Genomic DNA, 15714 nt, shown 5'->3' on the forward strand with positions numbered 1-15714 from the left:
GAAGCGAAGGTAACTATCATTCGGAATGATATAAGCGCGGGGCAAGCCCTCTAGCCTGGGGGTTTTGTTAGCAGCCTATCAATGCCATTGATGGCAATGGTGTTTTGCGCACGTTGCGACGGGGTGATTACTGTATCCCCCCGACCGGTAACTGTGGTTTTTCTCGGCATCGGTTTCGGCATGCTCAGCCTTTACATGTACGCCAAGGCCATCGCCGTGTGGATAGATTCATGTCCACGCTCGATGCCAAGTCGGCCCTGCAGTTGGAGCATTCCAACCGTGAGCCAAGTGTTGGTGGCGCAACACCGGTTCAATAAACTGTCCGATCAGCGCCGCCAAGTGGGCTTCGAGGCCGGCGCAAGGCCTTCAATCGCAGGGTGTGTGGGCTTGGCATGAATTGTGTTTGCGGTCAGTTGACGCTGACCCGACAACGGGAGGAAACACCCACCTTCGTTAAGAAACCACACCATGCACACAACCTTGCAACGCACACTTATCGCCAGCCTGGTCGCCCTCGGCACCCTGGGCGGCCTGCTGCCCGCAGCGGCCCAGGCCGCCAACGATCAACAGTTCATCCCACTGGCCACCTACCGGGTCGGCGCCTATGCCTCCAGCGGCATTCCGTGGTGGGCGGGGGAGATCGACTACTTCCGCTACATCAACGAAGTCGAAGGCGGTGTGAACGGCGTCAAGCTGGTCTGGCAGGAGTGCGAGACCGAGTGGAAGACCGACCGCATCATCGAATGCTACGAGCGCTACAAAGCCGGCCAGGACGGCGCGCCCACCGGTTTCTTCTTCACCCACAGTACGCCGGCGTCCTATGCGCTGATGGACCGCGCTGCCGTTGACCATATCCCGTTGATCGACGGCGCCGGCGGACGCACCGAGTCCACTGACGGCCGCGTGTTCCCTTATGCGTTCCCGCTGCTGCTCAACTACTACGGCCAGGCTTCGGTGGGCATCAACTACATCGCCCAGCGCGAAGGCGGCCCGGACAAGCTCAAGGGCAAGAAGATCGTCACGGTCTATCACGATTCTGCCTACGGTCGCGAAACCCAGGCCGCCATGCAATTGCTGGCGCAAAAGTATGGTTTCGAGAACATCCAGATCCCGGTGGCAGACCCCGGCAACGAGCAATCGACCCAATGGCGCCAGGTGCGCCAGATCAATCCGGACTGGGTGTTTCTGCGCACCTGGGGCGTGTCCACGCCGGTCGGCATCAAGACCGCCGTACGCTTCGGCATCCCGGCGGATCGGTTGATCGGTGATGTGTGGGCCGGCTCCGAAGCCGACGTGATTCCCGCCGGCACCGCCGCCAAAGGCTATCAGGCGCTGGCGCCATTTCCCGGCGGCGATAACTTCGAGATCCACCGCAGACTCAAGCAGTTCATCCTCGACCCGGGCAAGAGCAACCTCAAGGACACCAGCTACTTCGGCAAGGTCTACTACAACATCGGCCTGATCAACGCCGCCATTGCCGTCGAAGCCCTGCGCACCGGCCAGGCCAAGTTCGGCAACCGTGCGCTGAACGGCGAAGAAACCCGCTGGGCGTTCGAGCACCTGGACATCGACGCCGCGCGCATCAAAGCGTTGGGCCTCGAAGGTTTGCTGGCACCGTTGAAGCTGTCTTGCGCCGACCACGAAGGCGGCGGTTCGGCGCGGGTGCAACAGTGGGACGGGCAAAAGTGGGTGCTGGTGAGCGATTGGGTCCAGGCCGACCGCGCCACCTTGCGTCCGCTGATCGAAGCCAAATCAGCCGCGTATGCCCAGGAAAAAGGCCTCACGGCGCGCAACTGCGCGGCTGAGTGAGGCGCTGATCACGCCGCTGCCGGAGACCGGCCTATCCACCCTGCGCAGCGCTGGCACGCAGGCAACCCTAGGGCTGATTGAGCATCGCCAGCATGCGTGGCGCGATGAAGCGATGGAAGGGCGCCACCGGCAGCATATACAGGCGGCCCAGCCAGTTGTGCGGATGGACCAGAGTGGACAGCACCACCCGCCGGGCCCCTTGCGGGTCGAGTGGCATGCGGTTGATGGCCAGGTACACGTCCAGGTGCCGGTCCTGGTCGACCAGCACCACTTCGTCGAGGGTTTGCGACACCAGGGTGAAAATCCCCACCCGGTCGCCGGGTCGATAGTCGGCGTCCGCGCGCTCAAGGTCGATGCGGGTCAGCCTGCCGAGGTCCTTGAGGCCAAACACTTGCACCAGTCGATTGCGCAGCGCCATCAGGCGGTCGATCCAAGCCGGTGTGCGGGCCATCAGCCGCAATCCGTGACGCAAGGCGCTGCGCTCGCGGTCATCGGCAAAGGCGCTCTGGCAATCGATGAAACGGGCGCCCGCAGCATGGCGGGCAATGCTTGAGTCGGGCGGGAGGGCGCAGCGGCTGACGCGGGATTTCATAAGGTCTGTCCTTAGGCCATTGAGCGTAGGTGGCGCATTGTTATTTGGGTTCGACGAGGTAGCGCGCCAGGCTGTAGTGCCGTGTGCACTTGGGCATTTCGCACGAAAGCTCGATCAAGTGCCCGAGAAAGTGCAGGACATCCTCGAGTTTTTCCTTGCTCAGCGCGGTGCTCCAATGAAAGTTCCAATTCGATATGAATCTGTAATTCGGCACGGCGTAGCGTGGATCAACGCGATCGTCAAAATGAATATGGCCGTGCGTCCACTCTTTGCCGGCCACGCACACGCCAAGCACATTGCTGTTGTCGGCATGCAAGTCACCAGCCGGCAGCTCTCGCAGTTTTTTCTTCTGCTCTGGCGTGGCCGGCGGATGGTTCTTGATCGTTTCCTGAATCTCGTCGCGTTCGCGTGCTTTGGCCTTGAGGGCGTCGAACGAACTGAAAAGTCTTGCGCCTTCTTGCCCGATATCGAAGGGCTGTCTGCCGTTCGAGACGGTCTTGATTTCAGTTTCGTCCTTCAGGTCGCTGTCAAAGCCAAACACGTAGTAGGGGATGGGCGTGGTGCTGAGCTTGTTTTCGTTCAGCCTTTTGCCGTTGATCTGTAGGTCGGGCTCGGCCAGGTCCTTGTAGATCTGATCGACGCTGTAGGCATTGAGGTGGGCGTCTTCCCAGACCTGGGCGGTCAAGCGGCTTTTCACTTCAATGACGGCAATCACGCATTCCCAGGGGAAGACCCCCGCGTCGCTGCCGTTGACCAGTGCCGGCGCGATCCGGTCGATGTTGTACAACACGACATCAACTTGCTTGGAGCGCTGACCCAGGTGATTGATGATTTCGCCGGTGCCGATGCCGATCTGCGGCGGCAGGAATGGCCGCAGGAATTGCTTGACGAATAATTCCCTGGCGGAGCCGCGCAGCGTGTTGTGCCCAAAGGCTGCATTGATGCTTTTGGATTCGACGATCAGCGCCGCCATTCTGGCGGTGACGTAGGCGGTCCATGGATTGGTGCTGGTGGGGGTCTGGCTCATCGAGCGCTGTCCTGTATGGGCGGGCGAGGCTTTCATTCTGCCATCTCTGACGGCAATCGACCGAACTGACCTGCCGTCGCCTTTTTTCGCCTGGGCTTGGGGCCACGCCAACCGAACGCAAAAAAGGCGCCCGAAGGCGCCAAAGGTTCACCCTACATTGAGGGAGCCGGGTGAAGCCGTCCACAGCAAAGGTCACGGTGGTAAGGCGTGACGGGAACGGAAGCAGGGTGCGACGCCTAGGCCGTCGCGGGTGTGCGTTGTGGCTGCTGGGGGTGCGGCTGCCAGGCTTCGCTGGCGGTCTGGTCCATGGCTTCCTGGATCGCACGCTTGCGGCTGGCTTCGGCCTTGCGGCTGAAATACCAGACCATGAAGGTCACCAGGGACACCGCCAGCAGAATCAGGCTGGCCACGGCGTTGATCTCCGGTTTGACCCCCAGGCGCACGGCGGAAAACACTTCCATCGGCAGGGTGGTGGAGCCGGGCCCGGAGACGAAGCTGGCGAGCACCAGGTCATCCAGGGACAAGGCGAACGACATCATGCCGCCCGCCGCCAACGACGGCGCGATCATCGGGATGGTGATCAGGAAAAATACCTTCAGCGGCCGTGCGCCAAGGTCCATGGCTGCTTCTTCGATGGACAGGTCCAGCTCGCGCAGGCGCGCCGACACCACCACCGCCACATACGCGGCGCAGAAGGTGGTGTGGGCGATCCAGATGGTGACGATGCCACGTTCCTGGGGCCAGCCGATCATCTGCGCCATGGCCACGAACAGCAGCAACAGCGACAGCCCTGTGATCACTTCCGGCATCACCAGCGGCGCGGTCACCAGGCCGCCGAACAGCGTGCGGCCCTTGAAGCGCGTGACCCGGGTCAGCACGAAGGCGGCCAGGGTGCCCAAGGCCACGGCGGCCACGGCGGTGTAGCAGGCAATCTCCAGGGAGCGCGCCACCGAGCCCATCAATTGGGTGTTGTCCAGCAGGCCCAGGTACCACTTGAGCGACCAACCGCCCCACACCGTCACCAGCTTGGATTCGTTGAACGAGTAGATCACCAGAATCAGCATCGGCAAGTAGATGAACAACAAGCCGAGCACCAGCATCAGGGTCGAAAAATTGAAACGCTTCATGCCCGTGCCTCCATTTCTTTGGCCTGGCTGCGGTTGAACAGCAAGATGGGAATAATCAGGATCGCCAGCATCACCACCGCCAGGGCGGACGCCACCGGCCAGTCGCGGTTATTGAAGAACTCCTGCCACAGCACGCGCCCGATCATCAGTGTTTCCGGGCCGCCGAGCAGTTCCGGGATCACGAACTCGCCGACCACCGGGATGAACACCAGCATGCAGCCGGCCACGATGCCGTTCTTGGCCAGGGGCACGGTGATTTTCCAGAAGTTGTTGAAGTTGCTCGAACCCAGGTCCGAAGCGGCTTCCAGCAAGCTCTGGTCGTGCTTGACCAGGTTGGCGTACAGCGGCAGCACCATGAACGGCAGGTAGGCGTAGACCACGCCGATATACACCGCCGTGTTGGTATTAAGAATCTCAACCGGGCTTGAGGTCAGGCCGCTCCACATCAGGAAGGCATTGAGCAGGCCGTTGTTGCTGAGGATGCCCATCCAGGCATAGACGCGGATCAGGATCGCGGTCCAGGTCGGCATCATGATCAGCAGCAGCAACACGTTCTGCGTTTCCTTGCGCGCCTTGGAAATCCCGTAGGCCATGGGGAAACCGAGCACCAGGCACATCAGGGTGCTGAGCAGGGCGATCTTCAGCGAGCCCAGGTAGGCCGAGATGTACAGGTCGTCGGCGCCCAGCAGGCTGTAGTTACCCAGGTTGAGCAGCACGTGGAATTTCTGGTCGACGAAGCTGTAGATCTCCGAGTAGGGCGGAATCGCCAAGGCCGCTTCGGAAAAGCTGATCTTCATCACCAGGAAGAACGGCAGCATGAAAAACAGGAACAGCCAGAGGAAGGGAATGCCGATCACCAGCTTGCGACCGCTGGGCAGCACACGGGTCAATGCCTTATGGACAGGGCTCATGGTCGACGTACTCATGCTCGCAGTACCACGCCGCTGTCGTCTTCCCACCATACGTAGACCTGATCACCCCAGGTCGGCCGCTGGCCACGGCGTTCGGCGTTGGCCACGAACGACTGCACCAGCTTGCCGCTCGGCAGTTCTACGTAGAACACCGAGTGGCCGCCGAGGTAGGCGATGTCGTGCACCTTGCCGCTGGACCAGTTGTGCTCGCAGGTCGGCATCTGGGTGGTGACCAGTAGTTTTTCCGGGCGGATGGCGTAGGTCACCGACTTGTCTTCCACCGCGGTGGCGATGCCGTAGCCCACGTAAATGTCGCGGTCCAGGTCCGGGCACTGGAGCACCGCGTGGCCTTCGGCGTCGTCGACCACCTGGGTGTCGAAGATGTTGACGTTACCAATGAATTCGCACACCAGGCGGCTTACCGGCGCTTCGTAGATGTCCACCGGGCTGCCGAGCTGGGCGATCCAGCCCAAGTGCATGATGGCGATGCGTTGGGCCATGGTCATGGCTTCTTCCTGATCGTGGGTCACCATCACGCAGGTCACTCCGACGCGTTCGATGATCTCCACCAGCTCCAGTTGCATCTGCGAGCGCAGCTTTTTATCCAGGGCGCCCATGGGCTCGTCGAGCAGCAGCAGTTTCGGGCGCTTGGCCAGGGAGCGGGCCAGGGCCACACGTTGGCGCTGGCCGCCGGAGAGCTGGTGGGGTTTGCGTCGGGCGTACTGGGTCATGTGCACCAGCTTGAGCATTTCCTCGACCCGCGCCTCGATCTCGCTGGCCGGCAGGCGGTCCTGCTTGAGGCCGAAGGCGATGTTCTGGGCCACGGTCATGTGCGGGAACAGGGCATAGGACTGGAACATCATGTTGATCGGCCGCTCATAGGGCGGCATATCGGTGATGTCCACGCCATCCAGCAGGATGCGGCCTTCGGTGGGCCGCTCGAAACCGGCGAGCATGCGCAGCAGGGTGGACTTGCCCGAACCCGAACCGCCCAGCAGGGCGAAGATTTCGCCCTGGTGAATCTCCAGGGACACATCGTCCACGGCCACGGTTTCATCGAACTTCTTGGTCACGCGGTCGATCTTCATCAGTACCTTTTGCGGTTGCTGATGACCTTCCAGAGCCTTGCGATAAATGCTGGAGGCGTTTGCCATGTGAAACTCCCAACAGGTCGTCGGGCCAATGCGGCCTGACTTAATAAGGTTGATTGCAAACCTGCACGCTCATTGCCGTGCAGGTTTATTCGGCGCCGCCGTCCTGGCTGCCTGGCCTTGCTTGTTGTTGTTCGGGTGTTGCCGGTCACGCCGCACGGCGAGCACACACTGGTGTGCGCGCGCCGCGTGGGCAGGGCGTGTCAATCGGTGAATCTGTGTGTGCAGCCCTGTGCGGGCCGCCTTGGGTTAAAGGGGCAGGCGCTGCGCGGCACGTTGCCGGCAGGCATCGCCAAAAGCCTGGAAAATACGCAGGTAGGCCGGGTTCGACAGAACCTGCCATTCCGGGTGCCACTGCACGCCGAAGGCAAACGCCTGGCTGTGCGCCACCGAAACGGCTTCGATCAGGCCATCCGGGGCAATGGCCTCGACCCGCAGGCCATCGCCCAGGCGGTCGATGCCCTGACTGTGGATCGAGTTGACCTGGATCTCGCCGGCCAGGCCCATGGCCTCGAACACGCCGCCGGGCTGGATTGTCACCGGGTGCGCCGGGGCGTACTGGACTTCGATACGTGGGTCGTCGGCTTCGCGGTGGTCCCGGTAGCCCGGCAGTTCATGCACCTTCTGGTGCAGGCTGCCGCCAAAGGCCACGTTCATTTCCTGGAAGCCGCGGCAAATACCGAGCACTGGCACGCCGGCCGCCACCGCTGCGCGCAACAGGGGCAGGGTGGTGGCGTCGCGCTGCGGATCATGGGCGGTGCCCGGCGCGCTGGGAGGGCCTTGATAGTGGAAGGGTTCGACATTGGACGGCGAGCCGGTGAACAGCAGGCCGTCGACGTAGTGCAGCAGATCCTTGATCTCGCAGAGGTCCGCCAGGGAAGGGATGATCACCGGCAGCCCGAGGGCCGCGACGCTGACAGCGCGCAAATACTTGTCGCCGCTGACATGGTAGGGGTGCAAGCCAATCTCTTTGACGCACGCTGTAACACCGATCAATGGCTTGAGTGCCATTTTTATCACCTCGAAATTCACGCTGGACGAGTTTTTCCAGAGCTTATCTCCGTTGATTTTAATTAACAACTTTCATGTAAAAAATTCTAAACGCTTGCCGGGTTGATCGTGATGATTGATTGGGTCTTCGCTCGGTGTTGGCCTTGCAGGTATCAATATAATTAACGGATGGCCGCCTGTGTTGGCTATTGACTTCAGTTTGCCTTTCGGATTGACTGCTGCGACTCAATAGGTTTGAACATAATAATTAACACATAGGTGCATCATGTCGGTCCCACTGCGTACCGTTCAGCTCAACGAAGCCAACGCCTTTCTGAAAAAACACCCTGAAGTCCTCTACGTCGATCTGCTGATTGCAGACATGAACGGCGTAGTGCGCGGCAAGCGCATCGAGCGCACTGCGCTGCACAAGGTGTACGAAAAAGGCATCAACCTCCCCGCGTCGCTGTTCGCCCTGGACATCAACGGCTCCACCGTGGAAAGCACCGGCCTGGGCCTGGATATCGGTGACTCCGACCGCATCTGCTACCCAATCCCCGACACCCTGTGCATCGAGCCCTGGCAGAAGCGCCCCACCGCGCAACTGTTGATGACCATGCATGAACTCGAAGGCCAGCCGTTCTTCGCCGACCCACGGGAAGTGCTGCGCCAGGTGGTGAGCAAGTTCGACGAACTGGGCCTGACCATCTGCGCCGCGTTCGAGCTGGAGTTCTACCTGATCGACCAGGACAACGTGAACGGCCGCCCGCAAGCGCCGCGCTCGCCAATCTCCGGCAAGCGCCCGCATTCGACCCAGGTCTACCTGATCGATGACCTCGACGAATACGTCGATTGCCTGCAAGACATCCTTGAAGGCGCGAAAGAGCAGGGCATCCCTGCCGACGCCATCGTCAAGGAAAGCGCGCCGGCGCAGTTCGAGGTCAACCTGCACCACGTCAGCGACCCGATCAAAGCCTGCGACTACGCGGTACTGCTCAAGCGCCTGGTGAAAAACATCGCCTACGACCACGAGATGGACACCACCTTTATGGCCAAGCCCTATCCGGGCCAGGCCGGTAACGGCTTGCATGTGCACATCTCGATCCTCGACAAACAGGGCAACAACATCTTCGCCAGCGAAGACCCCGAAACCAACGACGCCCTGCGTCACGCCATCGGCGGCGTGCTGGAAACCCTGCCGGCGCAGATGGCGTTCCTGTGCCCGAACGTCAACTCCTACCGCCGTTTCGGCGCGCAGTTCTATGTGCCGAACTCGCCGAGCTGGGGCATCGACAACCGTACCGTGGCCGTGCGCGTGCCGACCGGTTCGGCGGATGCCGTGCGCATCGAGCACCGGGTGGCCGGTGCCGACGCCAACCCGTATCTGCTGATGGCTTCGGTGCTGGCCGGTATTCACCACGGCCTGACCAACAAGATCGAGCCAGGGGCGCCGGTCGAAGGCAACTCCTACGAGCAGAACGAACAGAGCCTGCCCAACAACCTGCGCGATGCCCTGCGTGAGCTGGACGACAGCGAAGTCATGGCGCGCTACATCGACCCGCTGTACATCGACGTGTTCGTGGCGTGCAAGGAAAGCGAGCTGGCCGAGTTCGAGAACTCGATCTCCGACCTTGAGTACAACTGGTACCTGCACACGGTCTGACGGCCCTCCCTCTTTTTGCGTTGAGCACTGCATATGACTAAGCATCGCAATGACTGGGAGCAGTACTTCCAGTCCCTGGACCTTGAAGGCCGGGCCTTTATCGACGGCGCGTACCGTTGGGCCGCCAGCGGCGCGACCTTTGACAGCATCAGCCCGGTGGACGGGCGTTTTCTGGCCAAGGTCGCCAGCACCGATGAGGCCGACGCCGACGCGGCGGTGCTCGCCGCACGCCGCGCGTTCGAGTCCGGGAGCTGGCGCCTGCTGGCCCCGGCGGCGCGCAAGCGCGTGCTGATCCGCTTCGCCGATCTGATCCTCGCGCACCAGGAAGAACTGGCGCTCCTGGAAACCCTGGACATGGGCAAGCCGATTGGCGACTCCATGGCCATCGACGTACCGGCCACCGCCAACGCGATCCGCTGGAGCGCCGAGGCCATCGACAAGCTCTACGACGAAGTGGCGCCCACGCCCCACGACCAGTTGGGCCTGATCACCCGTGAACCTTGCGGCGTGGTGGCGGCCATCGTGCCGTGGAACTTCCCGATGATCATGGCCAGTTGGAAGTTCGCGCCGGCCCTGGCGGCGGGTAACTCGTTCATCCTCAAGCCTTCGGAAAAGTCGCCGCTGACCGCGATCCGCCTGGCCCAGTTGGCACTCGAGGCCGGTATTCCCCCAGGCGTGTTCAACGTGTTGCCGGGTTACGGCCACACCGTTGGCAAGGCGCTGGCCCTGCATAACGATGTGGACGTGCTGGCCTTTACCGGTTCGACCGGGGTGGCCAAGCAACTGCTGGTGTATTCCGGCCAGAGCAATATGAAACGGGTGTGGCTGGAGGCCGGTGGCAAGAGCCCCAACGTGGTGTTCGCCGATGCCCCGGACTTGCGCGCCGCGGCAGAAGCGGCAGCGGCCGCGATTGCCTTCAACCAGGGCGAAGTCTGCGTGGCCGGTTCGCGCCTGCTGGTGCAGCGTTCGATTCGCGAGCCGTTCATTGCGTTGCTGGTGGAGGCGCTCAAGGCCTGGAAGCCGGGGCATCCCCTGGACCCGGCGACCAAGGTCGGCGCGGTGGTCGATCAGCGGCAACTGGATAACGTGTTGCGCTATATCGAGATCGGTAAGGAGCAGGGCGCTCAACTGCTGGTAGGCGGCCAGCGCACCCTGCAAGACACCGGCGGCCAGTACGTGGAACCGACGCTTTTCGACGGCGTGACCAACGCCATGGCCATCGCCCGCGAAGAAATCTTTGGCCCGGTGTTGTCGCTGATCAGCTTCGACACCGAGGAGGAAGCGCTGTCGATCGCCAATGACAGCATCTTCGGCCTGGCGGCTGCGGTGTGGACCGCCGACCTCAGTCGCGCCCACCGCTTTGCCCGGGGCCTGCGCGCCGGCAGTGTGTGGGTCAACCAGTACGACGGCGGCGACATGACCGCGCCGTTCGGCGGCTTTAAACAGTCGGGCAATGGCCGCGACAAGTCGCTGCACGCCTTTGATAAGTACACCGAGCTCAAAGCCACCTGGATCAAGCTCTAAGCCCAAATAACAACGGCGATTGCCGGCCCGTGCCGGCCGATCGCCAGGGAGTCTCAACCATGCAAACCCATGTCAACAGCTACTACGCCGCGACCCGCAACCACACTGGCGACTTTCCTGTGCTTGAAGAGTCGGTGGAGTGCGATGTCTGTGTGATTGGCGCTGGCTACACCGGCCTGTCGTCGGCGCTGTTCCTGGCGGAAGCCGGTTACAGCGTCACCGTGCTCGAAGCGGCCAAGGTCGGGTTTGGCGCCAGCGGGCGCAACGGCGGGCAACTGGTCAACTCCTACAGCCGTGATGTGGATGTCATCGAACAGCGCTACGGCGAAAAGAGCGCCGAAATCCTCGGCAGCATGATGTTCGAAGGCGCCGATATCATTCGCCAGCGCATCCAGCATTACGACATCCAGTGCGACTACCACCCGGGCGGGATCTTCGCCGCGCTGAACAAAAAGCAATTCAAAGGCCTGGCCGAACAGAAACGCAGCTGGGAGCGCTACGGCAACCGCAACCTGCAACTGCTCGACGCCAAGGACATCGCCGGCGAAGTGGGCTGTGAAAACTACATCGGCGGCCTGCTGGACAAGCAGGGTGGCCACGTCCATCCGCTGAACCTGGCCCTGGGCGAAGCCAGCGCCATCATCGGTCTGGGCGGCAGGATCTTCGAGCAATCGGCCGCCGAGAACATCACTTACGGCGAACCCAACGTGGTGCGTACGGCAAAAGGCGTGGTGCGCGCCAAGTACCTGCTGATCGCCGGCAACGCCTACCTGCCGCAGAATCTCGACCCTCGGGTGACCCGCAAAAGCATGCCCTGCGGTTCGCAGATCGTGGTCACCGAGCCGCTGTCGGCGGAAGTCGCGCGCAGCCTGATTACCCACAATTACTGCGTCGAAGACTGCAACTACCTGCTCGACTATTACCGCCTGACCGCTGACAACCGTCTGCTGTACGGCGGCGGCGTGGTCTATGGCGCTCGCGAGCCGGCCGATATCGAACAGTTGATCCGGCCGAAGATCCTCAAGACCTTCCCTCAACTGAAAAACGTCAAGATCGACTACCGCTGGACCGGCAACTTCCTGCTGACCATGTCGCGCATGCCGCAATTCGGGCGTATCGAAAAGAACGCCTACTATATGCAAGGGTATAGCGGCCACGGCGTCACCTGTTCGCACCTGGCGGGCAAGCTGATCAGCGAAGTGATCCGCGGTGACGCCGAGCGCTTCGACGCCTTTGCCTCCCTGCCACACATGCCGATGTTCGGCGGCCGCACCTTCCAGGCCCCGCTGACTGCCATGGGCGCTGCCTACTACGCCCTGCGCGACCGCTTCGGTATTTGACCTGCCCGTTGCCTGAGCACCGCAAGCCCCAGCCCGCGCCGTATTCGGCGGGGGTGGCGGGCTTGGTTTTTCGCCTGCGCACAGGCATCTTCGGCACGGCTACAGCTCCATCCATAAACGTGATTTAATAGCCCCCTTTCAGGTTCCCGGGCCAGACAATCGGCGACGTTCGCCACCTTGCCGGCCCGTACCCGCCCAGGCTCCCGCAGAGCTATCGCAACCGATAAACGCCGCTACAATCACCTCCTTACATAAGGCCGCTATGGACACGGGTACCCGACTCAAACTCGTTCGCGAAAGCTACAAACTCTCCCAGCGTGAGCTGGCCCGTCGTAGCGGTGTGACCAACGCCACCATTTCCCTGATCGAACAGAATCGCGTCAGCCCCTCCGTCAGTTCCTTGAAAAAGCTGCTGGAAAGCATCCCCATGTCCCTGGCGGACTTCTTCACCTTCGACCAGCCGCCACGGGAACACCAATACGTCTTCCGCGCCAACGAACAGCCCGACCTGGGCCGCGACGGCCTGCGCCTGCTGCTGGTGGGCGCACCGATCCCCAGCCGCCAGATGCGCTTTCTGCGCGAGCAATACGCGCCCGGCGCCAGCTCCGGCGAAGAGCCGATCGTGCATGTCGAAGGCGAGGAGTGCGGTCTTGTGACCCGGGGCACCGTCGAACTCACCGTCGATGGCCAGGTCAGCATCCTGAACCCAGGGGATGGCTATTACTTCCCCACCACCTTGCCCCACCGGTTTCGCAATATCGGGCAGGACGAGGCGGAGATCATCAGCGCGAATACGCCGGCGAACTTCTAGGTCGAGAGGTGGTATGTGGCGGCGGGCCACCAGCGTTCTTCGGCAGGCCCCTCTCCCATGTGCGGGAGAGGGGTAGACAAGCGAGAGGGTCAGCGCGCCGCCACGTTGGTGACGTCAGCCGCCTTTGCGGTGGGCTTGGAGAACTTCCACGCATCACCGGCCGGTGCCGTGCCCTTGTCATAGGGCTTGGCCAGCAGCATGTACAGGAAGCCCGAACCCACCACCACCACGGTGGTCAGGATCATCGAGTAGTTGATGTACCAGGCCGCATCCGGGCTGCGCGGCCACACCATGTTGACGATGGCGGCGACGCCGTAGATCAGCGCAGCCAGGTTCACCAACAGGCCCCAGCCGCCCAGGCTGAACTGGCCGCTCGGCCGCCAGCCCTTGGCGCGGGCAATCAGCGCGGCAACGACGATCAATTGGAAGGCGACGTAGATACCGATCGCGGCAAAGCCGACGATGGTGGCCACGGCGTCGGCCATGAACAGGCCCAGGCACACGATGGCAGCCGGCACCACACCGCTGACCACCAGGGCGAAGGACGGCACATGGTTGGCGGAAAGGCGCTTGAGCAGGTGGCTGCCGACAATCATCTCGTCACGGGCGTAGGCGAACAGCAGGCGGCTGGCGGCGGCTTGCAGGCTGAGCACGCAGGAGATGAAGGACACCATCACCACCGCCATGACCAGCTTCGAGCCGACCGGGCCGAAGGCATTGGCGAGGATGGTGGCAACCGGGTCGGTGTCCACGCCGGCGATGACCTTCTGGATGTCCGGTACCGCGAGGATCAACGCCAGGCAGGCAAACATCGCTGCGGAGCCGCCGATGTAAATGGTCATGCGCATGGCCTTGGGGATGCGCTTGCCGGGGTTGGGGGTTTCTTCGGCCACATCGCCGCAGGCCTCGAAGCCGTAGTACTGGAACAGCCCCGCCAGGGACGCCGCGAGGAACGCCGGCAGGTACGAACCGTTAACGTTGATCCCGAAGGTGTCGAACAGCACGCTGAACGGTTGATGGCGTTCGAACACCAACAGGTAGGCGCCCACCAGGATGGCGCCGACCAGTTCGCAGAGGAAGCCGAACATGGCCACGCGCGCCAGCAGTTGGGTACCCACCAGGTTGAGGCCGGTTGAGAGCAGGATCAGCACCAGGGCGATGTAGATGTTCGCGTTGGCATGGGGCTCGAAGCCCAGCATCGCGGCGAGGTACGGACCGGCGCCGATGGCAACGCCGGCGATGGTGGCGCAGAGCGCCCAGGCATACACCCAGCCGACCATCCACGCCCAGCGTTTGCCCACCAGGCGACGTGCCCAGGGGTACGCGCCACCGGAGATGGGGAATTGCGAAACCACTTCACCGAAGACCAGGCACACCAGCAGTTGGCCGAGGCCGATCAGCAGGTAGGACCAGAACATCGGCGGGCCGCCAGCCGCGAGGCACAGGCCGAACAAGGTGTAGACGCCGACCACAGGCGACAGATAGGTGAAGCCGAGCGAGAAGTTTTCCCACAGGCTCATGCTGCGGTCGAAGTTGGAGCTGTAGCCGAGCGCACGCAGTTGCTCGGCGTCCTGGTCGAGGGTGGCGGTTACACGCGCCGCAGAAGACCCACTCATATTATTTTTCCTCATTTGAATGGCAGTCGTTTGCTTGGACGGCGGGCTCAGGCCCGCCGGTGCTCATGGAAGAGCTTTTTTTGTTGTTATGGGTGAAGCGCGGTCAGACGGCCTTGACCATCTCCTCGTCGCTGCCGTCGTCGAACTGCGAGAGCCACTCGACAGCGGCATCGCGGTAACGGGTGAAGCCCTTGTAGTCCACCAGGTCCTGGTTGAGGGACTTGAGCACGCGGTGCATGCGCTTGGCCCAGGCCGGGTTGGTGGCGATGTCTTCCAGGTTCAGCAGGTAGGTGCGGATCGGGAACACGATGGCGTTGCTGCGCGGCAGACGGTGCAGCGGTTGCAGCTCGATACGCAGGTAGACCCGCTTGCCCGCGTTCTCGGCAGTCACCAGGGTGCGGTCCGGCGCCCAGTCCGGCAGGCTTTCGGCGGAGACGTCAAGGCGCGGGTTGACGGTCAGCGACCAGTTCAGTCGTCGCACCGGGTGGCCACAGCGCAGGCGCAGCAGGAACTTCAACGCGCGGTCGAGCATCCCGGTTTCCTTCACCAATGGCACTGGCCCGTGGAACTCGTGCCAGGCCATGCCGAGGTTGAAACGCAGGGAATAATCGGCGCGCTGGGTGGCGATGCCGGCGCCCCAGTAAAGCGTGCCATCGCGCTCCTCCTGCAGCACCCAATCGCCCTGGGCCTGGCGGGTGATGTACTCCATCGGCTCGTAGGGCAGGGTCGTCGGATCGCCGAAGGTGAAGGTGTCGTCGATGCCCAGCAGCTTGTTGGTCCAGTGCCAGCGGGTGCCGTCGCGCGCCAGGGTGAAGTACTCGGGATAGTCCTGGGCATAGGCTTGCATGATCAGTTCGAGCAGGTCCCACTGTGCTTCCATCATGTGCGGCGCCGAGACGTAGTGCATGCCCGGGTCTTTCTCCAGGGTGATGGCACGGTCGCGGCATTCGCTGATGTAGTGCTCGTCGATGTCGAAGACGGCCCTGAACGCACCATCACCCACCGAGACATGGGGTTCCAGATTCATCGAGTACATGTACTCGTCGTCCGGGAACGGGAAGGGCGCGCGGGCGATGCACTCGGGGCTGTTCGCGTAGGTGTAGTCGTCGCGATAGGTTTCGTCGGGGCGGAATTGGATGGTCATGGTCGTTCT

At 62.4% G+C, this 15714-nt stretch carries 13 protein-coding genes; 5 read left to right on the forward strand and 8 right to left on the reverse strand.

Features of this window, described 5'->3' with window-relative positions:
- Nucleotides 1–468 precede the first annotated feature (468 nt).
- Nucleotides 469–1809, forward strand: coding sequence for an ABC transporter substrate-binding protein (locus ACLH0J_RS17715; protein WP_411388352.1), 1341 nt, complete (start codon nt 469–471; stop codon nt 1807–1809).
- Nucleotides 1810–1876: 67 nt separating this feature from the next.
- Here ACLH0J_RS17715 and ACLH0J_RS17720 read toward each other — a convergent pair whose 3' ends face one another.
- The 6 genes from ACLH0J_RS17720 to ACLH0J_RS17745 all read right to left on the reverse strand — a co-directional run bounded on the left by ACLH0J_RS17720 (nt 1877) and on the right by ACLH0J_RS17745 (nt 7628).
- Nucleotides 1877–2401 carry a DUF2867 domain-containing protein gene (locus ACLH0J_RS17720; protein ID WP_411388353.1) on the reverse strand — a complete coding sequence of 175 codons (525 nt, stop codon included), beginning with the start codon at nt 2399–2401 and terminating at the stop codon, nt 1877–1879.
- A gap of 40 nt (nt 2402–2441) precedes the next feature.
- The gene (locus ACLH0J_RS17725) at nt 2442–3428 is read right to left on the reverse strand and encodes a DUF6602 domain-containing protein (RefSeq protein ID WP_411388354.1); all 987 of its coding nucleotides are present in this window, start codon (nt 3426–3428) and stop codon (nt 2442–2444) included.
- Between the two features lie 236 nt (nt 3429–3664).
- A complete protein-coding gene (locus ACLH0J_RS17730) occupies nt 3665–4555 on the reverse strand; it encodes an ABC transporter permease subunit (protein ID WP_411388355.1) in 891 nt (296 codons plus the stop codon).
- Nucleotides 4552–5433 (reverse strand): ABC transporter permease subunit, encoded by an 882-nt coding sequence (locus ACLH0J_RS17735; RefSeq protein WP_411392853.1) that lies wholly within the window; start codon nt 5431–5433, stop codon nt 4552–4554. Before ACLH0J_RS17735 ends, ACLH0J_RS17730 begins: the two co-directional genes overlap by 4 nt.
- 44 nt (nt 5434–5477) lie before the next feature.
- The gene (locus tag ACLH0J_RS17740; protein WP_411388356.1) at nt 5478–6620 is read right to left on the reverse strand and encodes an ABC transporter ATP-binding protein; all 1143 of its coding nucleotides are present in this window, start codon (nt 6618–6620) and stop codon (nt 5478–5480) included.
- Between the two features lie 246 nt (nt 6621–6866).
- On the reverse strand, nt 6867–7628 hold the full coding sequence (locus ACLH0J_RS17745) for a gamma-glutamyl-gamma-aminobutyrate hydrolase family protein (RefSeq protein WP_411388357.1): 762 nt from the start codon (nt 7626–7628) through the stop codon (nt 6867–6869).
- A 265-nt stretch (nt 7629–7893) separates the two neighbouring features.
- Here ACLH0J_RS17745 and ACLH0J_RS17750 point away from each other — a divergent pair, with 265 nt between their 5' ends.
- The 4 genes from ACLH0J_RS17750 (at nt 7894) to ACLH0J_RS17765 (ending at nt 12945) form a co-directional block, all read left to right on the forward strand.
- On the forward strand, nt 7894–9270 hold the full coding sequence (locus tag ACLH0J_RS17750; RefSeq protein ID WP_411388358.1) for a glutamine synthetase family protein: 1377 nt from the start codon (nt 7894–7896) through the stop codon (nt 9268–9270).
- Between the two features lie 33 nt (nt 9271–9303).
- Nucleotides 9304–10794, forward strand: a complete 1491-nt coding sequence (locus ACLH0J_RS17755; protein WP_411388359.1) for an aldehyde dehydrogenase — start codon at nt 9304–9306, stop codon at nt 10792–10794.
- Between the two features lie 59 nt (nt 10795–10853).
- A complete protein-coding gene (locus tag ACLH0J_RS17760; protein WP_411388360.1) occupies nt 10854–12134 on the forward strand; it encodes an NAD(P)/FAD-dependent oxidoreductase in 1281 nt (426 codons plus the stop codon).
- A gap of 262 nt (nt 12135–12396) precedes the next feature.
- Nucleotides 12397–12945, forward strand: a complete 549-nt coding sequence (locus ACLH0J_RS17765) for a cupin domain-containing protein (RefSeq protein WP_010563061.1) — start codon at nt 12397–12399, stop codon at nt 12943–12945.
- Between the two features lie 89 nt (nt 12946–13034).
- Here ACLH0J_RS17765 and ACLH0J_RS17770 read toward each other — a convergent pair whose 3' ends face one another.
- Entirely contained in the window at nt 13035–14561 is a 1527-nt protein-coding gene (locus ACLH0J_RS17770; protein WP_411388361.1) for an APC family permease, read from the reverse strand.
- Between the two features lie 103 nt (nt 14562–14664).
- The gene (locus tag ACLH0J_RS17775) at nt 14665–15705 is read right to left on the reverse strand and encodes a heme-dependent oxidative N-demethylase family protein (RefSeq protein WP_411388362.1); all 1041 of its coding nucleotides are present in this window, start codon (nt 15703–15705) and stop codon (nt 14665–14667) included.
- Between the last annotated feature and the right edge of the window lie 9 nt (nt 15706–15714).

Origin of the sequence: Pseudomonas sp. MPB23 (genome assembly GCF_046605395.1) — a bacterium.
Lineage (GTDB): Bacteria > Pseudomonadota > Gammaproteobacteria > Pseudomonadales > Pseudomonadaceae > Aquipseudomonas.

Excerpts from the sequence above, each read along its gene's own strand:
- ACLH0J_RS17755 (WP_411388359.1), top strand. The coding sequence starts at position 9,304 with ATGACTAAGCATCGCAATGACTGGGAGCAGTACTTCCAGTCCCTGGAC.
- ACLH0J_RS17775 (WP_411388362.1), bottom strand. The coding sequence starts at position 15,705 with ATGACCATCCAATTCCGCCCCGACGAAACCTATCGCGACGACTACACC.
- ACLH0J_RS17770 (WP_411388361.1), bottom strand. The coding sequence starts at position 14,561 with ATGAGTGGGTCTTCTGCGGCGCGTGTAACCGCCACCCTCGACCAGGAC.
- ACLH0J_RS17750 (WP_411388358.1), top strand. The coding sequence starts at position 7,894 with ATGTCGGTCCCACTGCGTACCGTTCAGCTCAACGAAGCCAACGCCTTT.
- ACLH0J_RS17760 (WP_411388360.1), top strand. The coding sequence starts at position 10,854 with ATGCAAACCCATGTCAACAGCTACTACGCCGCGACCCGCAACCACACT.
- ACLH0J_RS17715 (WP_411388352.1), top strand. The coding sequence starts at position 469 with ATGCACACAACCTTGCAACGCACACTTATCGCCAGCCTGGTCGCCCTC.
- ACLH0J_RS17725 (WP_411388354.1), bottom strand. The coding sequence starts at position 3,428 with ATGAGCCAGACCCCCACCAGCACCAATCCATGGACCGCCTACGTCACC.
- ACLH0J_RS17765 (WP_010563061.1), top strand. The coding sequence starts at position 12,397 with ATGGACACGGGTACCCGACTCAAACTCGTTCGCGAAAGCTACAAACTC.
- ACLH0J_RS17745 (WP_411388357.1), bottom strand. The coding sequence starts at position 7,628 with ATGGCACTCAAGCCATTGATCGGTGTTACAGCGTGCGTCAAAGAGATT.
- ACLH0J_RS17720 (WP_411388353.1), bottom strand. The coding sequence starts at position 2,401 with ATGAAATCCCGCGTCAGCCGCTGCGCCCTCCCGCCCGACTCAAGCATT.
- ACLH0J_RS17730 (WP_411388355.1), bottom strand. The coding sequence starts at position 4,555 with ATGAAGCGTTTCAATTTTTCGACCCTGATGCTGGTGCTCGGCTTGTTG.
- ACLH0J_RS17740 (WP_411388356.1), bottom strand. The coding sequence starts at position 6,620 with ATGGCAAACGCCTCCAGCATTTATCGCAAGGCTCTGGAAGGTCATCAG.